Raw genomic sequence first — 22,074 nt, 5'->3', positions numbered from 1 at the left:
TGCTTGGGTGGATTCCTTTTTCAAGTGTCCGGGCAGTACCACCATTGCCCTCCACTTTTTGGGGAATAGTGACAATAAATGGGGAGAATGTGCCCGCTGGTATTGAAGTCTCCGCCTGGATAAACGGGATACAGTATGCCAATACTGAAACAATCATCCATGATGGACAAAGCAAATATATCATTGATGTGCCCGGGGACGATCCTTCAACACCCGGTGTGATCGAAGGCGGAGAGCCAGGTGATGTGATTACTTTCAAGGTTGGCAATCTGGTAGCACCAGAAACCGCCACCTGGCAGTCTGGCAACTATAACCAACATGATTTGACATTGATGGGAGAAGTCCAAGAAAAGTATCAGATTTTTCTACCAATGGTATTGAAGTGACAAGAAAAACAGTTGAATGTATCTACTTGTTTATAAAAAAAATAATTGCCGATATCCTGGTTTAAGCAATGCGAAATAATATTTCTGAAATGATGAACACTATGCTTTGTCTAACACAGCAAAAGCGAGTCTCTCAAGGTAAAAAGTTGTTTCAGGCTTTGCTCGCACTGGTGGCCCTTTTCTCGTTGCTGGCCACTCAAACTGCTGGTGAAGCGCAGGTGCAAGATGGCGTCAACTTTGCTGTTGAAAACGATTGGATAGCGAGTTTTAAATAAACATCAATTAAAGAGATCACCATGGGGCAGGGAAGTTTTGTCCCCAGGGGATGCCTACAAGGAAAACAATCGAAGATGCGCAATATTTCAAAATATTTACCCATAATACTATGTCTTGCCTTGCTACTGATGTGCTTTGACATGGTTGCAGCCATACCCCCATTGCCATCGAGTTTTTATGGAACTGTGACGGTAAATGGGGATAACCTGCCTGTGGGAACGGTAATACAAGCAAAAATTAAGAACAAGATCGTGGCTTTCACTCAATCAATCATGCACGAAGGGAAATCTGTTTTTTCAATGGACATTCCTGGAGATGATGCAAGCACAAGTCAAGTTGAAGGAGGTGTAGAAGGTGATGTAATTCATTTCATTGTTGGTGGATTAATGGCAAATGAAACTGGAAAATGGCAAAGCGGAACCTACATAGAACTTAATCTCACAGTGACCTCAGAATCAACGGCAGAGCCACCGCAGCCAACTCGTACACCACTGCCTTCCCAAACTCCGATTAAACTCCCTACGCAACCAATGGCATTGCAACCAACAAATAGTCCTGCTTTGCAGGCAACTGATGAAATAACAGAATATCAAGCAACAAACACTATACCCGGGTTGACTCCTACGATCTCGCAAAGCGATGATGCAGAGTTAAACCGATCGCCAATAGTGAACGTAGAACAAATCGCTGAAAGCTTTACTCCGACATCAACCAAATCCTCGATCGTTCATGAAGATGGCCAAAATCAGGGAAACACAAACAAGAAGAATCATTCAAGCAGTTTGATGTGGGTATTGAGCGTTGGCGGATTAATTGGTGTACTCACTTCGATAACACTAATTTTCAGAAAAAAGAAAAAGACCGATAAATCACTATTTCTATAAATTTAAGAATGAAAAGAGAGGATAACCATGATCAAGCGTAAAACTATATTTTTAGCATTAATTATTGTAAGCCTGTTGCTCGGCACAACCACTTTGGTGAAAGCGGTGCCACCTTTGCCATCCAGTTTTTACGGGACTGTCCAAATAAACGGTGAGAATGTTGAGGTTGGTACAGTCATCAGTGCCTGGATTGACGGAGTGCAATATGCATCTACCACTGTCATCCTTCACGAAGGCTTCTCGGTTTTCGCAATCGACGTGCCTGGTGATGATCCTTCTACACCAGAAATAATCGAGGGTGGTAAGCAAAATGATACTATCGTCTTCAAAATTGGCGATCTGGTAGCTGACGAAACCGCCAAATGGCAAACAGGAACATATCGTCCACAAGACTTATCCGTTAAAGTTCTAACAATAACTGCTGATCCACAGGAAAAGGTCTATGGGGATGATGATCCCGAATTGACTTTCTCCTATACACCCTATGATCCTGATGACGAAATCATCTTTGATGGTGCATTGGCTCGTGAAGAGGGTGAGGATGTAGGGACTTACGCCATCACACAAGGTGATCTTTCAGCTGAGGGTTATACCATCATTTTCAAATCAGACAATTTGATCATCAATCCTAAACCGATTACGATCACTGCTGACGCGAAAACGAAGGTATATGGCGCTTTTGATCCTACATTAAGTTATCAATCCGACGTGCCTCTGGTAGAAGGTGATAAATTTACGGGTGGCTTGGCGCGTGTCGCTGGTGAAAATGTGGGAACCTATCAGATCACCATCGGGACCCTGACGGCTGGCCCCAATTACACCATTACCTTTGTACCGGCAAATCTAACGATCACCGCACGACCAATCACGATTAAAGCAGATGATAAGGAGAAAATGATCGGTGATTCAGATCCGGTTCTGACCTACAGCATCACAGCAGGTTCATTGGCGTTTGACGATGAGGTCACAGGCGCCTTGGTCCGGGATGCTGGAGAAGCTCTTGGCACTTATCCGATCAAGCAGGGAACCCTGGCTATCGATGATGGCAAAGGCGGAGCCAACTATGATCTGACCTTTGTTGAAGGCACCTTCACCATCAAGCAGATTCCCATCACAATTACAGCCCATGCAGCGACCAAGGTGTATGGCGAAGAAGATCCTGAATTCACTTATACTGCTTCTGATCCATCGGTGATTCTGACCGGTAAATTAGGGCGTGAGCCAGGAGAAAACGCAGGAATCTATGCCATCACGATTGGCACACTTTCTGCAGGTGAGCAATATGCGATCAATTTTGTTTCGGCTGATTTCACCATCACGAAGAAAGCCGCCTCAGTCACACCGAATGCAGCCAGCAAGGTTTATGGCGAGGCTGACCCGACCTTCACAGGTGTGTTAACCGGTTTCCTGGCGGGTGATAATGTGGTCGCAGTCTACAGCCGTCAGGCTGGCGAGACGGTGGCTGGTAGTCCCTATGAAATCAGCGCGACACTGAGCCCTGCAGGCGTTTTAGGCAACTATGAAATCACCTACAACACCGCCAACTTCACGATTACGAAAAGGGAAGCTTCAGTCACGCCAAATGCAGCCAGTAAGGTCTATGGCGAGGCTGATCCGACCTTCACAGGTGTGTTAACCGGTTTCCTGGCAGGTGATAATGTGGTCGCAGTCTACAGCCGGGCGGCTGGCGAGACGGTGGCTGGCAGTCCTTACGCCATCAGTGCGGTGCTCAGCCCAGAAGGGGTACTGGCAAACTATAACATCACTTACAACACGGCTGAATTTACCATCACGAAAAAGGAAGCCTCAGTCACCCCAAATGACGCCACCAAGGTTTATGGCGAGGCTGACCCGACCTTTACAGGTGTGTTAACCGGCTTCCTGGTTGCGGATGGTGTGACCGCAGTCTACAGCCGTGAGGCTGGTGAGACGGTGGCTGGCAGCCCTTACGTCATCAACGCGGTGCTCAGCCCAGAAGAGGTTCTGGATAACTACGATATCACCTACAACACGGCGAACTTCACAATCACACCCAAAGCGATCACAGTGACTGCTGATCCAAAGACTAAGACTTACGGCTTGCCGGATCCTGCATTAACGTATGGTGTGACAGGTATGGAGGATGGCGACAGTCTTACGGGTGGCTTGGCGCGTGTCGCTGGTGAAAATGTGGGAACCTATCAGATCACCATCGGGACCCTGACGGCTGGCCCCAATTACACCATTACCTTTGTACCGGCAAATCTAACGATCACCGCACGACCAATCACGATTACAGCAGATGATAAGGAGAGAATGATCGGTGATTCAGATCCGGTTCTGACCTACAGCATCACAGCAGGTTCATTGGCATTTGACGATGAGGTCACAGGCGCCTTGGTCCGGGATGCTGGAGAAGCTCTTGGCACTTATCCGATCAAGCAGGGAACCCTGGCTATCGATGATGGCAAAGGCGGAGCCAACTATGATCTGACCTTTGTTGAAGGCACCTTCACCATCAAGCAGATTCCCATCACAATTACAGCCCATGCAGCGACCAAGGTGTATGGCGAAGAAGATCCTGAATTCACTTATACTGCTTCTGATCCATCGGTAGCACTAACCGGCGCATTAGGGCGCGAGCCGGGTGAGAATGTAGGCGCTTATGCGATCACGATTGGCACCTTATCTGCCGGGCCAGAATATGCTATCACGTTTGTTTCAGCCGACCTTTCTATTACTAAACGTCCTATCACGATCGCTGTTGATGACAAAGAAAAAGTAGAGGGGGATCCTGATCCTGTGCTAACTTGGAAGATTAAAAGCGGCTCACTGGCTTTTGCTGATAAAATCACCGGCGTTTTGGAGCGTGAATCCGGTGAAGATGTGGGTGTTTATAAGATCTTAATTGGTTCACTGAAAATTGATGATGGAAATAATGGTGAGAACTATAATCTAAAATTTGAGGAAGGTACTTTTAAAATACTTTCGGGAAAATTTTATATCTTCATCCCTCTTTTGAGACAATAAAAAGTTAAAACCAACGATAAAAAGGATATTGAACCTTCAGTAACACTGAAGGTTCAATATCAAGAATGATTTGGAAATTCTTTTAATTCATGAACTGAGTTAATCTGGGCAAGATCAAGTTGGTTTTTCCATGAAAGTTGTTGAACATAGGTGATGAACTCTACCTGTCAGTGATATTGGTTAAGTTATTATGCAATTATGGGATGAGAAAAGCCCAGATTTTGAGGGCTTCTGTGACATTATTAATGTTCACTTTATTGTCAAAAAGGTGTGCAGTGGTATAATCATGCCTTGCGGGGCGTAGCTCAGCCCGGATAGAGCGCACGGTTCGGGTCCGTGAGGCCAGCGGTTCAAATCCGCTCGCCCCGACTAAAAACACTCAAGTTCGGAGTGTTTTTTGTTTAATGACTGAGGTTCGGGTCCGTGCACCTCGGTGCGGTAGGGGTGCTACGCGAGCCTCTCGTTTCACTTGAGCCACTTCGCGGAAGCCAGTGGTTTCCTACGGCTTGCGCCTCAGGACAGGCAAATCCGCTCACCCCGACTAAAAACACTCATGCTAATAGTGTTTTTATATTTAATGACTGCGGTTAGATTCTAAAATGCCAGCGGTTTCTTGCCGCTTGCGCTTCAGGACAGGCAAATCCGCTCACCCTGGAGTGGAGCCATAACAACGTTAGCAGTGGTGGACTGAAAAAAGAAACTTCCTGATTGAAGTGCTTTGGCATTGGAAAAAATGGATGAAACACCTTCGCAGACAATACATTTTCGAAAAAAAGAGGCGATGCAGACACATCGCCTCTAATCCTTGAGTTAAGATATCGCTTTAAAACAACAACGTCTTGAGTGGACTTTGCATCAATAGCGCAAGATGAGCGCAATCCGCTGGTATTTTTCCAACTGACCATCTTGCATGAATGTGACCTCGCCGCCCATCTGAACAACAAATTCAATGATCTCGTCAACAGCATCATCGATCACATCGGGAGCGGTGACGTCATCTGCAGGGATGAGGTTTTGGCCGCTCTGATCAAGGCGGGCAGGAAATTGAAAGCCTTCTTCAACCATCAGATGCCTGCCAAGTCCGGATGAAGCTTTTTGCCAAATATCACTGATTTCGGTCGCAACTTTCCGGTCGCTCACTGCTTTTTCCAGTTCGCCTAACATCTTTTCGCGTTTTTTAGCAAGGTTTTCTTCAACCAGGGGCCAGACGAGTTTGCTCAGGTCATGGGCAGATGTCTTATCATAATTGCCCGTGATGCGCCCAATGATCTGATCTGAATACTTGGTCACTTCGTTGAAAAACGAATGGTATCGATCCACGCCGACAACAACCAGGGGCAGTCGGTCTGCATCCATAAAGGGTTTGAGGGCGCTATCAACCTGACGGAAGAATTTCCGATGGTATTCATCCCGATAAGCTGAAATGTTGACACCCTTTCCTCCGGGCAAGGATTTACTTCCCCCTGGCATGGTATGCTCCATGGGAAACCCTTCTATCTGTATTTCTTTGAGGTTGTCCCGAACGCCCTCGTATAGGCGGGTGGGCTTTTCACTCAAACTCAACACCCAGTAGCGGGTGGTATGGTTGAGGGCATGCACCAGGTCGCGGGTTAAAAAGGTATCGTCAACCACAACACGCTCAGGAATTGAAAAAGGCAGCATAAAACTCTGGCTGAAATCATGGTTGGCATACAGCACGAGCCCATCCAGAAGATAGTTGTAATCGATGCTTTCGGCTAATTTCTCCAGGCGGATCAATAAAGGTTCAATTTCACGTTTGGGAAATTCATCTAAAAGCCGGTTCACTGCTTCACGGACGAGATTTTTCACCCGAACAGGGTCCTGCCGGTTCTCCGGTGCTGTACGGTGGGTCGGCAAAGTGATCGAGACACACGGGTAACCCATAATTTGTTGAACGAGGTGGACATCATGACGATTCATTGACTTAGCTCCTAATAGTTTTTCTTTGTAAAACAACAGCAGTAATTTTACCCGAAGTCGATCAGTAAGGTCAATTTGAACCGGTCGGGAGAAAAAAGGCGGCCCAATTATGGACCGCGCTTCTCTTGTTGGTTGAATGATGAGCCTTTAATCAATGGGAACGACGTTTTGAGCCATAGGGCCTTTATCGCCCTCAACGATTTCGAACTCCACTCGCTGACCTTGGCGCAGGGTTTTGTAACCCTCAACTTTGATCTGAGAGTAGTGAACAAAAACGTCTTTTTCGGCGTTATCAGGGGCGATGAAGCCAAAGTTCTTTTGGTCGCTGAACCACTTAACAACGCCAAGTTCTCGCTCTGCCATGTTTGGGAACCTCCTTTGTTCCAAATTCCTATCAACCTTGCTAACGTGTGGTCCAAACTAAAGCAAAACGAACGAACTTCTTATCGAACTTCCGTTAACCTCCATAAATAAATATACTATGAGGTAATTTTGGTGTCAATAAAACATCGAAAAGTAATTTATTTCTAAAAACCCCATCGAATTAAGGGGGAGCGCATTTTATTCCCAGAATGTTGGCAGTTGTTCCCGGTAGGCGATAAGGTACTCGTCCAATATCTTCTGTGCGATATCCATATCACGAATGACAGAATCGAGCAACAATGCCTGTAGAGCCAGCTTCCGATCACCATACAGGACAGCGTCCACAGTGAGATGGCTAATAGTAATCTCCCGGCGCAGGAGTTCAGCGATTCCTTCTGGCAATTCACCGATTTGGGCTCCTGTGATGCCATCAGCAGCGATTGTGCCGGGTAATTCAATGATGGCGTCCAAAGGTAGATTGGTAATTTGTCCTTGGTTGGGGATATTGAGGGCTTCCCATAACAAATGACCATCGGTGAGGAAACTTTCGATAACCTCCTGAGCGCCTTCGCTATAATTCGGCACAAATTCTTCGGGGTTGGCCTTGTCCCGTGCGGCTTGTGCCAGGCTTGACCATTGATCCTCACGGCTCTGTTCGTGGTCAGACCATTCGTAAAGCTCAAGCTCGTATTTTTCCCAGGGTTTTGTAACGGGATCACTGACCCAGGGGAGGTATTCGCACAGGTGTTCATCACCGGGAATCGGGAAAAGACCGAAGGCATCAAAAACTCGACGTGTGAGAGGTTCGAAGTTTTCCGGAAGGGCTTGCCAGCGTTCTCTAAACAGCGGGTAGAGATCAGCATTGGCTTTCCGGTCGGTCAGGTTTAACATCCAGGTGAAGTGATTAACTCCGGCTGCAATAATCTTTACTTTTTCGACGGCTTGGAAATAGGTAAAAAACATGCTTGCAGCGTAGCGAGGGCTGGCGTGGGTGCTGGTGAAAAAGTCGGGGACCATGATGTTGAGGTCATTTGCCAGCGCCTTACCGACCATGGCATAACCCGCACTGAGCTGGTGGCATAAGCCGACCACCTTGATGCGAGTATGGCGGTGGATGGCGGCGCAGATGCGCGCCATGGGGTTGGTGAAGTTGATCAGCCAGGCATCAGGGCAGAGGTTTTCCATGTCGCGGGCAATTTCCATTATGGGTGTGATATTGCGAGCAGCATGGGCAAAACCGCCAGGGCCGCTATTTTCTGCGTAGGGTTGACGAACACCAAATTTTAGCGGGATGCGGAAGTCGGATTCCCATAATCCCTCGCGCGGTCCAACTTCAATGGCGTTAATTACAAAATTTGCATCTTTGAGGGCCTGGCGATGATGCGTATAGGCATCGATGTGCATGCCAGCATCCCACACATCATTCAACCAGGAGATCAGTTCAACCATGATCGCTAAGTGGGCTTCGTTTTTGTCCACCAGGATCAGTTGGCTGCCGTTGAGAATTGGGCTACGCAAAAGAGAAACCAGGGTCGTTAACCCGAAGGAATAGCTACCTGCGCCAACGCATACGATTTTTGTCGGTTGTACTTTCATTCCAGTTTTATTTGCTCCCATCAGAAGATTGTAAATACGCATCAATTGAGCGGGCTGCTTTACGCCCAGCACCCATCGCTAAAATCACAGTTGCACCGCCGGTGACGATGTCTCCGCCGGCAAACACGCCAGGTTTGCTAGTAGCCATGGTCTCTTCATCAACAATGATATTGCCCCAACGGTTGAAGTTCAGGTCATGCGTGGTGCGTTGAATGATCGGGTTGGAGCCATTGCCGATGGCGACGATGACCAGGTCTACCGGTACCTCGTATTCAGATCCTTCAATCGGGACAGGGCTCCTGCGACCGGATTGATCGGGTTCGCCGAGTTCCATGCGGATCAGGCGCATCGCCTTTAACCAACCCCGTTCATCACCGATGTATTCGACCGGTGCCTGGAGGAATTGGAAGTCGATGTGTTCATCTTTTGCATGTTTGATTTCTTCCAGCCGGGCGGGCATTTCTTTGTCAGTCCGTCGATAGATGATGCTGCTTTGGGAGGCACCGAGTCGCAAGGCGACACGTGCTGAATCCAGGGCGGTGTTGCCGCCGCCGATCACTGCCACTCGCTTACCCAGGCAATCAATTACGGGAGTATCGGATTTGGGAAATTCATAGGCCTTCATCAGGTTGACGCGGGTTAAAAATTCATTGGCAGAGTAGACTCCGACCAGGTTTTCTCCGGGGATGTTCATGAAATAAGGCAAGCCTGCGCCGACACCGACAAAGACGGCCTGGTAGCCTTCTTCTTCCATCAATTCATCAATCGTGTAAGTTACCCCGATGACAATATTGGGTTTGAATTCCACTCCCAGTGCGGCCAGGCTTTCTACTTCTTCCCGAACGATCGCTTTTGGCAGGCGGAATTCTGGAATGCCGTAGGTCAGCACACCGCCATACTCGTGGTAAGCTTCGAAGACAGTGACTGCGTGACCCATACGAATCAGATCTCCCGCGCAAGCGAGTCCAGCTGGACCGGAACCGATAATGGCGACTTTTTTACCGGTCTTCTGTTGGAAGGGGAAGGGCTCCGGCGTTAAGTTGCTGTGGACACGTTCATAATCGGTGACGAAACGAACAAGGGCGCCAATCGCTACAGCTTCACCGCGTTTGGCAAGAATACAAGCACCTTCGCACTGATCGGATTGTGGACAAACGCGGCCACACACGGCTGCCAGCACATTATTTTCTTTATATTTCTTTGAGGAAGCAATATAATCTCCCTCCTTGATCAATCGAATGAAGTCAGGGATTTTTACCCCGACAGGGCAACCTTCCACGCAGGGCGGGTTTTTACACTCCAAACAGCGTTGGGCTTCTAATAAAGCCTGGGTTTCCGTAAATCCGAGGTTGACTTCAATAAAATCTTTAACCCGTTCTTCAGGTTCCCTGGCAGGCATCGGCTGGCGTGGGATCTTCCTGACTTCTTTACGGTTAGCCTGTTCAATTTTTTGGGCTGCCTGCTCGAGGGCGCACTGCTCTTCATGAATATAAGCCAGGTTTCGTTTCATCAGCGAATCGAAATCGACCAGGTGGGCATCAAAATCTGGACCGTCCACACAAGCAAATTTTGTTGTGCCTCCCACTGAGACACGACATCCTCCGCACATCCCGGTACCATCGACCATGATCGAGTTCATGCTGGCGACAGTTTTAATACCGTGTGGTCGAGTCATTTCAGCAACTGCCCGCATCATAGCCAAGGGACCAACCGTTAATACATAATCGATCTGCTCGCCGCTATTAAGCAAAGCATTAAGTTCATCGGTGACCAACCCATTTCTACCGTAACTACCGTCGTCAGTGCACACTAAAACTTTATCTGCGAATTCAGCCAGTTCATCCTCCAGAATGACCAAACTCCTAGTACGAGCGCCAATAATTGCTGTAACTCGATTTCCGGCTGCTTTAAGAGCCTTTGCTTGTGGAAAACTGACCGCGGTACCGACACCACCCCCAATCACAACCACATGACCAAAACAATCAATTGGCGATGGGTTGCCCAGAGGGCCAACCAGGTCTTGAATGTTATCACCGATTTCAAGTCGGTTAATATCACGGGTTGATTTACCGATGCCCTGAACGATAAGGGTGATCGTACCGGCGTCTTCGTCCGAATCGACGATAGTCAACGGGATACGTTCACCACGGTCTGAGATTCGAATGATCACAAATTGTCCGGGTTTGCGTTTTTTTGCAATCACCGGTGCATAGACAATGAACTTCTTTGTCTCGGGGGCAATATAATTTTCAGCAAGAATTATGTGTTCAGCCATAGACGCCTTCTAAGTGCAGTTGTTGATAACAGCATGATTATAAATTATTTAATTGTCAAGTTAAGCTGAGAATCTTCATGAATTATGAGCCTGACTGTCACCATTGTGAGGCTCAATCTAAAACAATCGATACATCAACAATAAAACACCAGTAAAAGGCATCCGGAGTTGCGCCTGCAGCGTTTAACTGCTGAAAGCAATACAGCCCGGGCTGCAGTGCCTGTTCAGGCATGATCACAACAGCCCCATCCGGGCCAGCTTTGCCCCGAATGGGAATATACGCGCCGGTTTCGAAAATCAGCTTCATCTGGTTGCGGTCTGCATGGGTTTCGTAGAGAACAACCAGGGGGATTTCATTCCGACTGGTGGGGATCCCTGAAAGTTGGGTGGGCAGGCCTTCGTGCTGCGTCATATCAAAGAACTTATTGTCTTCATATAAGAAAACGCCTGCATAGGGGGGCGCGGACGTTATCGCTGAACGTTCCCCGAATATATTTCCCACCGGCAGATCGAAGTTGAAGAGTGCGCTGGCTGCCAGCAAGCCAATAAAACAAAACACGAGGGCAACAATCCCCAGCAACCCGACTTCAACCGCGGTTAATTTCGATCCATTGGCTTGTTGCCCTGTTTCAGGAACTTTTCCCGCAGATTTTTTATGATCAGCTTGTGCCATAAATCCTAACTCAACAATGGTGGATTGAGGCGCTTGCACAGGCTGAACAGGGGCAGGTTGTTTTACGCCATGTGGGAAGGGTGAGATTGGTCGGGTGTAATCGGAGAGGTGTTCACCGCTTACGCTGGCTTCATCGCGCCGCCGTTTTTCAAGGTATGCCAGTCCGCGTTGGGCCGGAATGTTGTGGGGATCGATCTCAAGCGCTTTTTCCAGGAAGATTGCCTGTTTGTTTGTGTCATCAATAATGGCAGCGACCCAAACCCAGACATCAGCATTTTGCGGTTCTTCAATAATGGCATCCTTCAAATGCTCCAGGGCTTCCTGCATGCGTCCGGCCTTGGCTGCGTTGATTCCGGCTTGTAATGAGGATGTCATAATCTCTACCTTGCTTCCGCATTTCTAGCAGTCTTAATTAATGCGATAGTGCAGCTAAATAAATCAAGCTATGAAAACCAATTAATCATATATTGATTTAATTTTACCACATAGCGAAATTTCATCAAATATCAATAATGGCTTTCAGGCGGTTTTTAGGCGGTTTTTAGGCAGTGATCGGAAATGATAGCGTATAATTTATGAGATGATTGGAGGCAGAATTTAATGAAAATCGGCGTTCTTTCTGATACACATGATAACCTGGCTAATCTATTAGCCGTACTGGAAATTTGTCGTGAACAACAGATTGATACGGTGATCCACTGCGGAGACCTGACCGGGCTGGAGATGGTCTCGCATTTTGCCGGTTTTCGGACGATTTTTACCTTTGGCAATATGGATCATGTTTCCGGCGCCATTAAAAAACGGTTTGAAAAGATCGGCAAGGATAATTATGCCGGTTTGGTATTTACTGGTGCGCTGGGAGGCGTTTCGATTGCAGCAACGCACAGCCATATTGAGGGTAAGCTGATGGACCTGGTGAGCAGTCAGCGGTACAAGTGGGTTTTTCACGGGCACACACATCTGAAACGAGATGAAATTATCCACGGATTGCGGATTGTCAACCCGGGTGCGCTGGGCGGTTTGGGCAGAGAGCCCCGTTCTTTTTGCATTGCAAATTTACTCACCGAAGATGTAGAATTTATCAGGATTTAACACAGAGAGAAGGGATAGTAGGCGATGGCAATAGCGCTTGATCAGATTCTGGTAATTGATGTAGAGGCCACCTGCTGGGAGGGCGATCCGCCGGCAGGGCAAAGCAGTGAAATTATTGAGATTGGTTTATGCATGCTGGATGTTAGCAGTGGTGAGCGTTCAGTGCGCCGAGCGATCATGGTTAAGCCACAGCGTTCAACACTAAGTGAGTATTGCATCCGATTGACCACCATTACTCCGGAGATGCTGGCTGATGGGCTGTCTTTTGCGGAAGCATGTGCGGTTTTAGATGAAGAATATCGTGCTCACCAACGGACGTGGGCCAGCTTCGGCGATTACGACCGCCTACAATTTATTAAACAGTGTGAGGCATGGGACATCCCATACCCTTTTGGACGCTCGCACATCAACATCAAAAACCTGCTAGCTTTGCAGCTCGGGTTGAAGAGAGAGGTTGGATTGCAGCGCGGGTGCAGTTTATTGGGGCTGACCTTTGAGGGCTCGCTGCACCGCGGGGTTGATGACGCCTGGAATGTCGCGGCGGTGCTCGAGCGGGTGCTTCTGGGGCGGAGGCGATAACTGCAACTGGCTGAGCTCAGTGACGACCTTTTCAGTCAGTTTTCCCTCATCCAGTCCCCAGGACTCAAGCACAATACCCGCTGCCCGCAGGAGCAGGCGCTGGTAACGAGCGACATCTACCGTGCGCGGGTCGGGCTTTTGGGGCAGGTCCCAGGCTAAGACACCCGACTTTCCCAATGTGTAAAGAAAAGGTACCCGCTGGCCGGGGCGCAGCGTTTTTCCCACCGTATTAAGCTGCTGCACCGCGCGTGCGGCGGGGGGGAGCGTGCGGTAGGCTTCCATTTTGCGCCCTAAACGCTGCCGGACGAGGAGATCCGTCAGTCTGACCTCCCCATTGCGTAGCGCCCTCAGCCGGCTTTTTAGAAATGCGATGGCTTCCGGGAGCGCAGATTCCGGATTGTGTGCATTGGCGAGCAATTCCAACAGGTGCATTTGCGCTTCGGAAACAAAGGGCGTGCTGTCACGCCGGCGGGCATCAATGCCGCGTACCTTAAGCGTCCCATCCTGGAAAACACCAAAATAGCGGTTGGCAACCGGGCGTTGTTTGTTCTGGCGCGAGCCAACAAACACCACCCAGCGATAGATTCCATCCAGAGAGATGGGCAAACCGGTGCGCCCCTGGATTTCCAGCAACAGGGGCTGGATCTCCTCGGGTTGTGTTTTTTCGGGGTGATGCACCCATAACCCATCCACATAAAGCTGAATAACCTCATAGCCCAGGTCCTCTGCGGCCTCTTTGGCGCGCAGAAGCGCCTCGCGGCCGTAGGCAGTGACGGCCTGGTGGGCTTCAATGCGCCCGAAGCGTGCATTTTTGTAGCCCAGGTAGCCAAAACAAGTCACCAGCAGCCACTTCAACGCTGATGAACGGCTTTTAAAACTTTTTCGGCAGGGGTCCCAATGGGGGGTGCAGGCCAGGTGTTTTTTCATCTCGATGCGTTTTTCCAGAAGCGGTCGCAGCGCCTTGGGGATCAGACCCTCCTGGCTGGTGTCGATGGACAGTCCCAGGGCGGGGACCAGGTTGTCTCCTGCAGGGTTGGGCAGGATTGTCTCTGGCGAGATGTTGAAGTGCACCATGATGGCCGGATACAGGGAGACGAAGTCAATTTCGGCCACGTTTTTGTGCACGCCGATTTTGGGTTGATAAACCAGCCCGCCCTGATCCGCAGAAAACAAATCGGCAGCCGGTTTGAGCATCTCCGCCTGCTGCTTTTGCCAGGGCACGAGGATACCCTCCCGCAGGGCGGTGAGCATCTCGATGGAGGAGATGCCGGTGCCGGGCGAAACACGCGCAGCGGTCTGCAGGGGCAGGGCGGTCACCCGGCTGACTTCGATGGTGCCTTCCAGGGCATAATCCTTCCACAACACGGCATTCTGACGGTCGATGTGGCAGCGCCCAAACAGGTGGATCTGCTGGCCGCGATAGACGATCTGCCCGTAGGAGAAATAGGTGCGTTCCTCCTGCCAGCGGGTTCCCCGCCCGGGTTCGCGGTTCAAGCCCAGGGGAATATGGTATTTCTCAGAATTCTGCAGCAATTGCGGCAAGAGCCAGGTGTCGCCGTAATCCGTCAGCAGCAGGTCGGGATCATGGCGTTGGATCAGCGCCCGCAGGTTCGCCAGCAGAGGGCGAGGGGTGGACAGGTCAAAACGGTAAGTTTCGCCTGCGACCTCGACCAGCAGGCTCCGTGGGACGGCATGATGCGGGGCGACATCCGGCGCCAGGATCATCACGCTCAGAGGAATGGGTTGCGGCTTTAATGCCCAGGCGTCCTCCAGAACTTTGATCTCGATCAGTTGATAGGCTTCATCAGCGACGACGCGGCAGCGCGCCAGTGGGAAGGCGCCTGTATCGGCGGCAAAGCGCAGGGAGATCTGCAGGTCGGCGTCGGCGTATTCCAGGTTGGGGAAACGGTTGGCGATTTGCTGAAAGATTTTGCGCGCCTCGTAGGGATTTTTAATGGTGACACCCAGCGCGCTCACTGGTTTGCGTTTAAACACGTCCATGCGCTGAGTCCGACTGAGGCTGATCTCATGTGGGCGACCGTCGAGGTACTGCCAGAGGGTGCGCAGTTGGGCGTCTTCACCCAGCGCATAAAAGGTGACCGGGAAAGAACGCCAGAGACGCCAGCGCGGCCCCTGCTCGTCGATGAAATACAGCACCAGGCCTTCACGCGGATCCTCAAACAGGTCGAGCATCCAGCCGGTAAACTCAGACATGCATCGCCTCAAGCACTGCGACGATTTCGCGTAGGCGCATGACCTCTTTGTGTTCTTCGAGGAGCATGGCCATCAGGAAGGTTTCAAAGGGCAGTGCGTGGGCGGCGTAGGCTGTAGCTGAGATGTGCTTTTGTGCGGCGGTGAACAGGTCATCGAAGACGAGTTGATCGTCCCGGCGCAGGGCGCGGCGGAAGCGGGCCAGGGCGGCTTCTTCCTGATGCATGAGTTGGGTAGCTGAGGGGAGTGTGCGTCCCATGGAGTTCTCCTTGTGCGATCGGTATGGTCATTAGAATAGGGGTAATTGGTGGGTGGGCGTTTCCGGGGTCTGCAATTCCCAAATATCATGAGCGATCTCGAGCAGGGGGAGTAGCAAACGTTGGTCTTCGCTGGTGATTGTGCTTGTGCGTGTCCGTGCCCAGATGGCAACCGGTGCACCCTGGCTGATGCGACGGAGCAGGTTCAGGCTGCTATCCAGCAGGCGCAGTCGCTTGTTGAGATTCACGCTTTCATCCAGGAAGGTAGACAGCAGGTCCAGGACGATGACAGGCGTGCCGTCCACGGGCAGCTCTGCCAGCATGGCGAGCACCTGGTAGCAGGTGAAGGCCCGCGAGAGCCACACCCGTTTGAGAGCAGCCTCAATCTGGTGGGTGTGTGCTCGCAGGGTACGGGCCAGGGTGTAAGCATCAAAGCAATTGCCGCCATCGATGACGGTCACCTGCCCGCGCAGCGCCAGGGTCGCCAGCATGGTCATCAAGCTTCCCACGACGGCACGCGGGGCGACCACTAGGGAGATTTTGCCGGTTAGGGGCACCGGAAACGTTGTAATGTGTCGATCCATGGGTCCATCTTACGCCAGATGGGCGAGGCTTACCATGATACTGCGGGGTTAAATGGGGGTGAAAGACAGGTTAACCGGGTGGGTTAACCGCTTAAATCCACTCGCTGAAATCCCAATCTTCCAGCGCCTGGCGCAGCTCGGCTTTGCTATGCAACTCGAAGCGCTGCAACAGGTTACGCAGGTGAGCCTTGACCGTCTGGGGCGAGATCGACAGCCGGGCGGCGATCTGCCGGTTGGTGAAGTTGAGACAGGTCAGTGCAGCCACCTGCTGCTGGCGGGGTGTGAGTGCGCGCCAATGGGACAGGTGCGCCTCGGAGACCTGGCGATCGACCAGGGCGTCCTTAAGCAGGTTCTGCGCAGCTTGTCGGCACGAGACCCCGGTCCTGGCAGCGATTTGTTTCAAATAACGCGCGTTGAGGGGGTCAAGCTCTAAAAGCAGGACGCGTGACAGGTTAGCGGGGTTGAGCCGGCGCCAGGGCAGTTTAATTGATAACATGCTCTAATTATAATAGAATATATGTTCTATTGCAAGGGGGAAAATGAAAGAATATTCATCAGGTTAATTGATCGACTGGAAACCTAAACGTGAGAGTTTGCGTGGTTATGAGGAAAACGAAATTAGCAAAAAAACTGAGAAAGAGATATAATTAACCTTTACAGCTCAGTTATCTGGCTTAGGGCTCAAATCGAGAGCCTGGTTGGAAAAATGCCGAAATAAAGACTGGATTCAGACGTCTGCAGGACCAGTTTCACTGTGATGCTGACCAGGCAGTGACCCTGATTTGATCGACGAGACGATGTTATGGTTGAGGTAGAGTACGTACGCGAGACTCGTCCACAAATTCTGGACGAATTCCACTTTTCGGGGAATTTTCAGCCGCGCACGCCTGAGATTGCCCGGGCTTACGAGCTGGGCAAGCATCTGCATCGCGGTCAACTGCGGCTGAGTGGGGAACCTTATTTTGAAACCCATTGTGCCTGGGTGGCAGAATTTATTGACCGCCTGTTGCAAAATGAAGCCTGGACGATTGCGGCGCTGCTGCATGATGCAGTGGAGGACCAGGATGAGAGCCTGTCCCAGATTCAAGATTATTTTCCGGGTTCCCTGGGAAAACATGTGGCTTTTTTGGTTGATGGCGTTACCAAGATGAGTAACCCCCGAGAGGGACAGTCACGAGAATTGGAAACCCTGCGGAAAATCGCACGCTTTCGCGATCCGGGGGTTTTTCTTATTAAACTGGCGGATAAAAGCCATAACATAAAAACGCTTGAGTTTATGTCACCACAAAAGCAGCGCCAGAAAGCGACTGAGGCTATCCGGGCATACGGCAAGCTGGCGGGTATTTTAAATTGCTATCGCTGGCGGCGCTGGCTTGAAGATATGGCCTTCCCCTTTGCAGAACCGGAGGTGTACAACTTTGTCAGGGGCGAGATCGACCGGGACCCTCGCCTGGAGCTGGATTTTATCAATGGAATGCTGGCTGAACTACGGGACCTCATGGAAGCAGAGGGTGTTTCCGGGAAGATCAGGATCATTGTTAATGGCTATTGGCAGGCATGGCAAAAACTGCGTCGAATGGCGCGTGGTCGGCAAACTTCACTGAACGATTTTTCTGATGTGAATGATGTGGTCAGCTTTCGCATGCTGGTTGAGAATGACAATATTCCAGCCTGTTACCAGCTACTGGCACGTGTTAACCGTTTCTTTAATCGCAACCTGGAACAAGGTAGCTTTGATGATTATATTGCCAACCCCCAGGATGGATATCGCGCCCTGCAAGTGTCCGCGTGGTTGCCAGGGCGGGGGTCGATTGAAGTAGCGATTGCCACTGAAGAGATGGAGGGCGAGAATTTATGGGGGGTGGTGTACGCTCTTCAGAATAAAAAGCCCATCACCCAGTACAGACCCGTGCAGATCTTTACGCCCACCGGCGGCACTCGTTTCCTGCCGGACAACTCAACGGTTTTGGATGCGGTAGCGTCGATCCAGGATTTCTTGATGGATAAAATCAATCGAGTGGAAGTTAACAATGAACTGCGTGCGCTTGATGCCCAGGTATTCCCCGGCGACGTGGTAGAAGTGATCACCCATGGTGCTCGTATCGTACCTTCAGAAGAATGGCTTAAGTTTTGCAATTTGAAGACTGCCCGCGTACTCCGTTCGGTGCTGATCATGGCTGAGCTAAAACAGATGGCTGCAGAAGGACGCAGGAAGCTAAAACCCCTGTTGAAGAAGCGGGGCATCGTTGACCTGGAAGATGTTCAGGTGCAGGAGCGAAATAAGTTCGAGAACCTGCTGAGTACATTGGCTGCAGCCAGCCTGGATGATATTTATTCTGCCTTGGGTGGAGGCGCAATCCTGGAAGCTGATATTGAAGAAGCCTTAGATGAAGTTGGAATATCTAAGGAAGTTTTGGGCTGGACGACGATCAACATTGTTGGACCTAGCCAAACGAACAGACCCGGTGTGCTGGCTTCTTTAGCGAGTTTGGTATCGGGTTTTGGGGGAAACATCATCCGTACGGTGAATAACACTTTTCAAGATGGTTCCTTCACCCTGCGGTGGGTAATTGACGGGGTGAACGAGGAGAAGAAACAAGATTTGCTGCAGGCTTTCCTGACCAGTGAAATTCACCTCACCAACGTGGAGATTGTATAAATTTTTTCCATTCAGCGCATTGTGCGCTTTTTATTCTATGGGGAAATAGACCAGGCCCAGTTTGCCAGGTCAAATTCCAATTGGCAGCCATTGGCAGATTGAATGCTCAGGAAACCGTTTGATTCGTTCAGGATAGAAAGAGAAGCGCACCCAGCAGGCGCCTCGATCAGTGTCGATTCGAAACGGGTGTGATCCGGCGAGGTTAGTAAAATGTACAACACGCCTTGAGATAAATTGTCCGCAGCTGCCCCCGCCCCCACTTGGAGATATCCGCCTTCGGTGATGGACTGCCACACCTGGTTGAGTTTTGTGCCGTAGGGTAAACCGAGCATTTCACCGCGTTCAATGATCCCACTCTGGAAGGGTATCTGCCGGGAATCTGTAGCGATTTGCGCGCTCAATGTCTCTTTTGGAGCGGCTCTGCCCATTGAGGTTGCAGCCATCTCAGCAATGGTTTGGTAAGCATATTGTTTTGCTGCCAGGCTGGCGCGCATCGTCGGGCTCAGCCCGGGTTCCAGCAGGGCAAATGCAAGGCTGTCGCTCCGCTCCTGTGCAGGATGCGTTTTTATTTCTTCCATAGATTCACCCTCGTTGGCGTTGGAAAATTCATTCTGCATGATCCAGCGGATATCGGTTGTCCACAAGATGGTCTGCGCTGTGGATGGGGACTTGCTCAATTCAAAGGTGAGTTGTTGATGTGCCATATCAGGGGTGTTATCCGTTTTATTACACCAACCAAATTGTTGACAGTAAGCCCATTGGGTGAATACTCCGCTAAAGTCCATCCTGTAGCCGTGTTTGAGGACACTATAGCGGCTGAGGTGCGCCCATTGCTTGGCATGCACGCCGTTGGTCAGGTAGATCAACGGCAGGGGCAGTGCGGAAGGCGCACCATAGGAAAGATACCAGACATCTTCTTGCGTCCACTCGGGGTAAGCAGAGGTACCGCATGACCAATTGGGGTGATCATCATAGGGACAACCGGCTGCGTCGCCAAAGTGAAGCATGAGGTTTCCGCTGACCTGTTCAAAGCCAGACAACCAGGCGCGTGACCAGGAGGGCGTATTCCACCCGATTTCCATATCATTGGCGCCATAAATCTGGACCTGGTGAAACATTCCCAGGTCGAGAGCCCATTGGTTAAGCCCTTTAACCATGGCAGACCAGGCTGCGCCGTGGGCTCTGCCCATCTCCTCGGTCGCGCAGGAGTCTGCAACTCCCGGGAAATTACTGGTGCCCACGCCAATAACCAGGTTGGATTTTTTGTCAGAACCTGTACAGTTGTAATAACCGAGCGCAAATTGTTTGACGGCGTTACTCACATCGCTGAGGGTTGCCGGGCCGTAGCCAAACAGGTTGGCGCCATAGCCCCCCGAATTAAAGCAACGCGGGTAACCAAAAGCCAGTATGACCACGTTATCCTGGGCGCCGGGAGTGTTTTTATCCCTTGTGCCCAATTGACAGCCCAGGTTGTTAATATGGGGGTTGTTTAGCGTGGTGATGTAATAACTGGATGAGGACGAGAAGGGGTCCAACTTGAGGAAGAGTGGGAAGTGATAGGTGTATTTTTGCTGCCCGTAGGCTGGCTGCGAAAAAAGCGGCATCTGTGGGCTGAGCAGGCGGGCGCTGATGATAATCAATAATGTCATTAAGTATAGCAATTTTGTTTTTTTAATCATCTCTCTCCTCAGGTGGAATGAGTTCTGCCATTAAAATCCAGGCACCTGCCCGATTGGCTACGTCCCCTGGCGCACGGTCATAATACACACGAAAACAGCGGTTGTTGGCGGTGCGGACATCGAAGTAATATCTCCCCACACCCCATGAACCGCGCTGGCTGGCAGTTTGTGCATGTTCAGGTTGCATGTTATTTTCCATACGACCTCGGCGGGAGAAATTTGTCCATTCCGCCAGGCAAGCCGTAATGATGAATTCATTATTTCGCCAGGTGAATTTCTCCGGACAGGGAGGTTTTTTTATGAACGCAGGCGGAGATGAGAAGTGTACGGTGATCGGTTCAGAAAAGAAATTCTTAAAAAGTGTTTTCATGATGATATTTTCAACAAGCCTGGTTGGTAAGGGGGGCGGCGCCCGTTAATCAGAATAAATTTTGATGCCCGGGCGGTCGTGATGCCCATTTTTTGTAGGGTGTGTACATCTCGTATGATACCATAAGTGCGCGCCAGGAGGATCTTTTTTGCGCCGATTGAGCCAATGCCAGGAACCTTGAGGAGCTGCGTATATTCGGCGGTGTTGATCTCAATCGGGGTTTCGTACAGGTGAGATTCTGCCCATACCAATTTAGGATCTTTTTCTAAGTTCAGGTTGCCCCCAGAGTCGAAGGCCAGTTCCTCGTAGTCAAAATGATAATCCCGCAGCAGGAAAAAGGCCTGGTACAGGCGATGTTGCCGCAAGGAACTGGCTGGAGGGAGATTTTCAAACGGGGTGCGGATCACCGGAGAGAATTTTGAATAATAAGCCCGAGTGATGTGGAAACGCTGCTGCAGTTGGACAGTGGTGTGTAGTAGCTGGGCGTCTGATTCACCTACAGCACCGACTACGAACTGGGTGCAGCTGGAGGGCCAGCGTTGATTCCAGACCAGGTGTGGTGACTCGGTTTGGCGTATATCCTCGATCATTTTCAGTGGACCCAGCAGCTCGGACAAGAATGATTTATGCGGTGCCAGCCTGCGCAGACTGGTTTCGTTCGGCCCTTCCAGGTTGATTGAAACTCGGTCAGCCAGTTGCATGGCTCGGAGGACCTGGTCTTTTTCAGCGTCGGGCATGATTTTCAGGTGGATATATTCCTGGTAATGATATTTTTGGCGTAGGATTTCTGCGGTAGCGATCAACCTATCCTGGGTGTGGGCGCCTCCGCCTGCCACGCCCGAACTGAGAAACAAGCCTTTGGCAATACCTGCTCGGGTAAGCCTGTTCACTGCTGATGCCAGTTCATCTGGCGACAGGCTGGCGCGAGGTGTGTCTCTTTCAGAGCGAAAACAGCAGTAATGGCAATCTTTCTCACAGACGGATGTTTGCATGGTTTTCAGCAGAGGGATCGTCTGACCGTTGGGCAGGCGTGCCTGGATCATCGGGAAAATTGTACTGAGCACATCCACATCCACAGCGCAATCTGGCAACTGCCTGGAAGATATTTCATCTTCAGCAGACTCGAATGGCATATTGAGCCCGGTCAGCTTGATTTTTTCGAACACGTCCATGTGCTCATTATAGAACAAATGTTTTATTAATGCAAGGTTGCAACCAAAGAACCTGTGTTCACTCTGGA

Annotated in this window: 19 protein-coding genes and 1 tRNA gene; 8 read left to right on the top strand and 12 right to left on the bottom strand. The window is 50.4% G+C overall.

Annotated elements, in window-relative coordinates; translation table 11 throughout:
* Positions 1–89 precede the first annotated feature (89 nt).
* The 5 genes from CFX1CAM_RS08040 to CFX1CAM_RS08020 all read left to right on the top strand — a co-directional run bounded on the left by CFX1CAM_RS08040 (position 90) and on the right by CFX1CAM_RS08020 (position 4,924).
* Positions 90–386, top strand: coding sequence for a hypothetical protein (locus CFX1CAM_RS08040; protein ID WP_087862527.1), 297 nt, complete (start codon positions 90–92; stop codon positions 384–386).
* Positions 387–454: 68 nt separating this feature from the next.
* The gene (locus CFX1CAM_RS08035) at positions 455–661 is read left to right on the top strand and encodes a hypothetical protein (protein ID WP_087862526.1); all 207 of its coding nucleotides are present in this window, start codon (positions 455–457) and stop codon (positions 659–661) included.
* Positions 662–736: 75 nt separating this feature from the next.
* A complete protein-coding gene (locus CFX1CAM_RS08030) occupies positions 737–1,546 on the top strand; it encodes a hypothetical protein (protein WP_087862525.1) in 810 nt (269 codons plus the stop codon).
* Positions 1,547–1,573: 27 nt separating this feature from the next.
* Positions 1,574–4,555 (top strand): MBG domain-containing protein, encoded by a 2,982-nt coding sequence (locus CFX1CAM_RS08025; protein WP_087862524.1) that lies wholly within the window; start codon positions 1,574–1,576, stop codon positions 4,553–4,555.
* A gap of 294 nt (positions 4,556–4,849) precedes the next feature.
* Positions 4,850–4,924 (top strand) — tRNA-Pro (locus tag CFX1CAM_RS08020).
* A gap of 486 nt (positions 4,925–5,410) precedes the next feature.
* Here the strand turns inward: CFX1CAM_RS08020 and CFX1CAM_RS08015 are convergent.
* The 5 genes from CFX1CAM_RS08015 to CFX1CAM_RS07995 all read right to left on the bottom strand — a co-directional run bounded on the left by CFX1CAM_RS08015 (position 5,411) and on the right by CFX1CAM_RS07995 (position 11,778).
* A complete protein-coding gene (locus CFX1CAM_RS08015; protein WP_087862523.1) occupies positions 5,411–6,496 on the bottom strand; it encodes an AOC03_06830 family ribosome hibernation factor in 1,086 nt (361 codons plus the stop codon).
* Between the two features lie 147 nt (positions 6,497–6,643).
* Positions 6,644–6,859 (bottom strand): cold-shock protein, encoded by a 216-nt coding sequence (locus tag CFX1CAM_RS08010; RefSeq protein ID WP_087862522.1) that lies wholly within the window; start codon positions 6,857–6,859, stop codon positions 6,644–6,646.
* A gap of 198 nt (positions 6,860–7,057) precedes the next feature.
* Positions 7,058–8,455, bottom strand: coding sequence for a family 4 glycosyl hydrolase (locus tag CFX1CAM_RS08005; protein WP_162287672.1), 1,398 nt, complete (start codon positions 8,453–8,455; stop codon positions 7,058–7,060).
* 7 nt (positions 8,456–8,462) lie between these two features.
* Positions 8,463–10,730, bottom strand: coding sequence for an NADPH-dependent glutamate synthase (gene gltA / locus CFX1CAM_RS08000; protein WP_087862520.1), 2,268 nt, complete (start codon positions 10,728–10,730; stop codon positions 8,463–8,465).
* A 112-nt stretch (positions 10,731–10,842) separates the two neighbouring features.
* Positions 10,843–11,778: a tetratricopeptide repeat protein gene (locus tag CFX1CAM_RS07995; RefSeq protein WP_087862519.1), complete on the bottom strand. Its 936-nt coding sequence runs from the start codon at positions 11,776–11,778 to the stop codon at positions 10,843–10,845.
* 225 nt (positions 11,779–12,003) lie between these two features.
* Between CFX1CAM_RS07995 and CFX1CAM_RS07990 the strand changes: the two genes are divergently transcribed.
* Positions 12,004–12,495, top strand: a complete 492-nt coding sequence (locus tag CFX1CAM_RS07990; protein WP_087862518.1) for a metallophosphoesterase family protein — start codon at positions 12,004–12,006, stop codon at positions 12,493–12,495.
* A 24-nt stretch (positions 12,496–12,519) separates the two neighbouring features.
* The gene (locus CFX1CAM_RS07985; protein WP_087862517.1) at positions 12,520–13,074 is read left to right on the top strand and encodes a 3'-5' exonuclease; all 555 of its coding nucleotides are present in this window, start codon (positions 12,520–12,522) and stop codon (positions 13,072–13,074) included.
* Here the strand turns inward: CFX1CAM_RS07985 and CFX1CAM_RS07980 are convergent.
* From CFX1CAM_RS07980 to CFX1CAM_RS07965, 4 genes are all read right to left on the bottom strand, one after another.
* Positions 12,973–15,288, bottom strand: a complete 2,316-nt coding sequence (locus tag CFX1CAM_RS07980) for a DNA polymerase domain-containing protein (protein ID WP_087862516.1) — start codon at positions 15,286–15,288, stop codon at positions 12,973–12,975. The two genes, CFX1CAM_RS07985 and CFX1CAM_RS07980, sit on opposite strands and share 102 nt — an antisense overlap.
* Entirely contained in the window at positions 15,281–15,544 is a 264-nt protein-coding gene (locus CFX1CAM_RS07975; RefSeq protein ID WP_087862515.1) for a hypothetical protein, read from the bottom strand. The genes CFX1CAM_RS07980 and CFX1CAM_RS07975 overlap by 8 nt, the downstream gene beginning before the upstream one ends.
* A gap of 30 nt (positions 15,545–15,574) precedes the next feature.
* Positions 15,575–16,126: a hypothetical protein gene (locus CFX1CAM_RS07970; RefSeq protein WP_087862514.1), complete on the bottom strand. Its 552-nt coding sequence runs from the start codon at positions 16,124–16,126 to the stop codon at positions 15,575–15,577.
* A gap of 91 nt (positions 16,127–16,217) precedes the next feature.
* The gene (locus CFX1CAM_RS07965) at positions 16,218–16,622 is read right to left on the bottom strand and encodes a helix-turn-helix domain-containing protein (protein WP_087862513.1); all 405 of its coding nucleotides are present in this window, start codon (positions 16,620–16,622) and stop codon (positions 16,218–16,220) included.
* 306 nt (positions 16,623–16,928) lie between these two features.
* On the opposite strand from CFX1CAM_RS07965, the gene CFX1CAM_RS07960 reads away from it, so the two are divergent.
* The gene (locus CFX1CAM_RS07960) at positions 16,929–18,785 is read left to right on the top strand and encodes an HD domain-containing protein (protein WP_087862512.1); all 1,857 of its coding nucleotides are present in this window, start codon (positions 16,929–16,931) and stop codon (positions 18,783–18,785) included.
* A gap of 35 nt (positions 18,786–18,820) precedes the next feature.
* Here the strand turns inward: CFX1CAM_RS07960 and CFX1CAM_RS07955 are convergent, their stop codons facing one another.
* From CFX1CAM_RS07955 to CFX1CAM_RS07945, 3 genes are read right to left on the bottom strand one after another with little or no spacing between them, the layout of a single operon-like run.
* Entirely contained in the window at positions 18,821–20,464 is a 1,644-nt protein-coding gene (locus CFX1CAM_RS07955) for a hypothetical protein (protein ID WP_087862511.1), read from the bottom strand.
* The gene (locus tag CFX1CAM_RS07950; RefSeq protein ID WP_087862510.1) at positions 20,457–20,834 is read right to left on the bottom strand and encodes a DUF6504 family protein; all 378 of its coding nucleotides are present in this window, start codon (positions 20,832–20,834) and stop codon (positions 20,457–20,459) included. Before CFX1CAM_RS07950 ends, CFX1CAM_RS07955 begins: the two co-directional genes overlap by 8 nt.
* Positions 20,831–22,006 carry a radical SAM protein gene (locus CFX1CAM_RS07945; protein ID WP_087862509.1) on the bottom strand — a complete coding sequence of 392 codons (1,176 nt, stop codon included), beginning with the start codon at positions 22,004–22,006 and terminating at the stop codon, positions 20,831–20,833. The genes CFX1CAM_RS07950 and CFX1CAM_RS07945 overlap by 4 nt, the downstream gene beginning before the upstream one ends.
* Positions 22,007–22,074: the final 68 nt, after the last annotated feature.

This window comes from Brevefilum fermentans (assembly GCF_900184705.1).
Classification (GTDB): Bacteria; Chloroflexota; Anaerolineae; order Anaerolineales; family Anaerolineaceae; genus Brevifilum; species Brevifilum fermentans.
The sequence above is the reverse complement of the archived record's forward strand: the minus strand, read 5'-3'. Positions and strand labels throughout refer to the sequence as shown.

Excerpts from the sequence above, each read along its gene's own strand:
- CFX1CAM_RS08035 (WP_087862526.1), top strand. The coding sequence starts at position 455 with ATGCGAAATAATATTTCTGAAATGATGAACACTATGCTTTGTCTAACA.
- CFX1CAM_RS08030 (WP_087862525.1), top strand. The coding sequence starts at position 737 with ATGCGCAATATTTCAAAATATTTACCCATAATACTATGTCTTGCCTTG.
- CFX1CAM_RS08025 (WP_087862524.1), top strand. The coding sequence starts at position 1,574 with ATGATCAAGCGTAAAACTATATTTTTAGCATTAATTATTGTAAGCCTG.
- CFX1CAM_RS08015 (WP_087862523.1), bottom strand. The coding sequence starts at position 6,496 with ATGAATCGTCATGATGTCCACCTCGTTCAACAAATTATGGGTTACCCG.
- CFX1CAM_RS08010 (WP_087862522.1), bottom strand. The coding sequence starts at position 6,859 with ATGGCAGAGCGAGAACTTGGCGTTGTTAAGTGGTTCAGCGACCAAAAG.
- CFX1CAM_RS08005 (WP_162287672.1), bottom strand. The coding sequence starts at position 8,455 with ATGAAAGTACAACCGACAAAAATCGTATGCGTTGGCGCAGGTAGCTAT.
- gltA (WP_087862520.1), bottom strand. The coding sequence starts at position 10,730 with ATGGCTGAACACATAATTCTTGCTGAAAATTATATTGCCCCCGAGACA.
- CFX1CAM_RS07995 (WP_087862519.1), bottom strand. The coding sequence starts at position 11,778 with ATGACATCCTCATTACAAGCCGGAATCAACGCAGCCAAGGCCGGACGC.
- CFX1CAM_RS07990 (WP_087862518.1), top strand. The coding sequence starts at position 12,004 with ATGAAAATCGGCGTTCTTTCTGATACACATGATAACCTGGCTAATCTA.
- CFX1CAM_RS07985 (WP_087862517.1), top strand. The coding sequence starts at position 12,520 with ATGGCAATAGCGCTTGATCAGATTCTGGTAATTGATGTAGAGGCCACC.
- CFX1CAM_RS07980 (WP_087862516.1), bottom strand. The coding sequence starts at position 15,288 with ATGTCTGAGTTTACCGGCTGGATGCTCGACCTGTTTGAGGATCCGCGT.
- CFX1CAM_RS07975 (WP_087862515.1), bottom strand. The coding sequence starts at position 15,544 with ATGGGACGCACACTCCCCTCAGCTACCCAACTCATGCATCAGGAAGAA.
- CFX1CAM_RS07970 (WP_087862514.1), bottom strand. The coding sequence starts at position 16,126 with ATGGATCGACACATTACAACGTTTCCGGTGCCCCTAACCGGCAAAATC.
- CFX1CAM_RS07965 (WP_087862513.1), bottom strand. The coding sequence starts at position 16,622 with ATGTTATCAATTAAACTGCCCTGGCGCCGGCTCAACCCCGCTAACCTG.
- CFX1CAM_RS07960 (WP_087862512.1), top strand. The coding sequence starts at position 16,929 with ATGGTTGAGGTAGAGTACGTACGCGAGACTCGTCCACAAATTCTGGAC.
- CFX1CAM_RS07955 (WP_087862511.1), bottom strand. The coding sequence starts at position 20,464 with ATGATTAAAAAAACAAAATTGCTATACTTAATGACATTATTGATTATC.
- CFX1CAM_RS07950 (WP_087862510.1), bottom strand. The coding sequence starts at position 20,834 with ATGAAAACACTTTTTAAGAATTTCTTTTCTGAACCGATCACCGTACAC.
- CFX1CAM_RS07945 (WP_087862509.1), bottom strand. The coding sequence starts at position 22,006 with ATGGACGTGTTCGAAAAAATCAAGCTGACCGGGCTCAATATGCCATTC.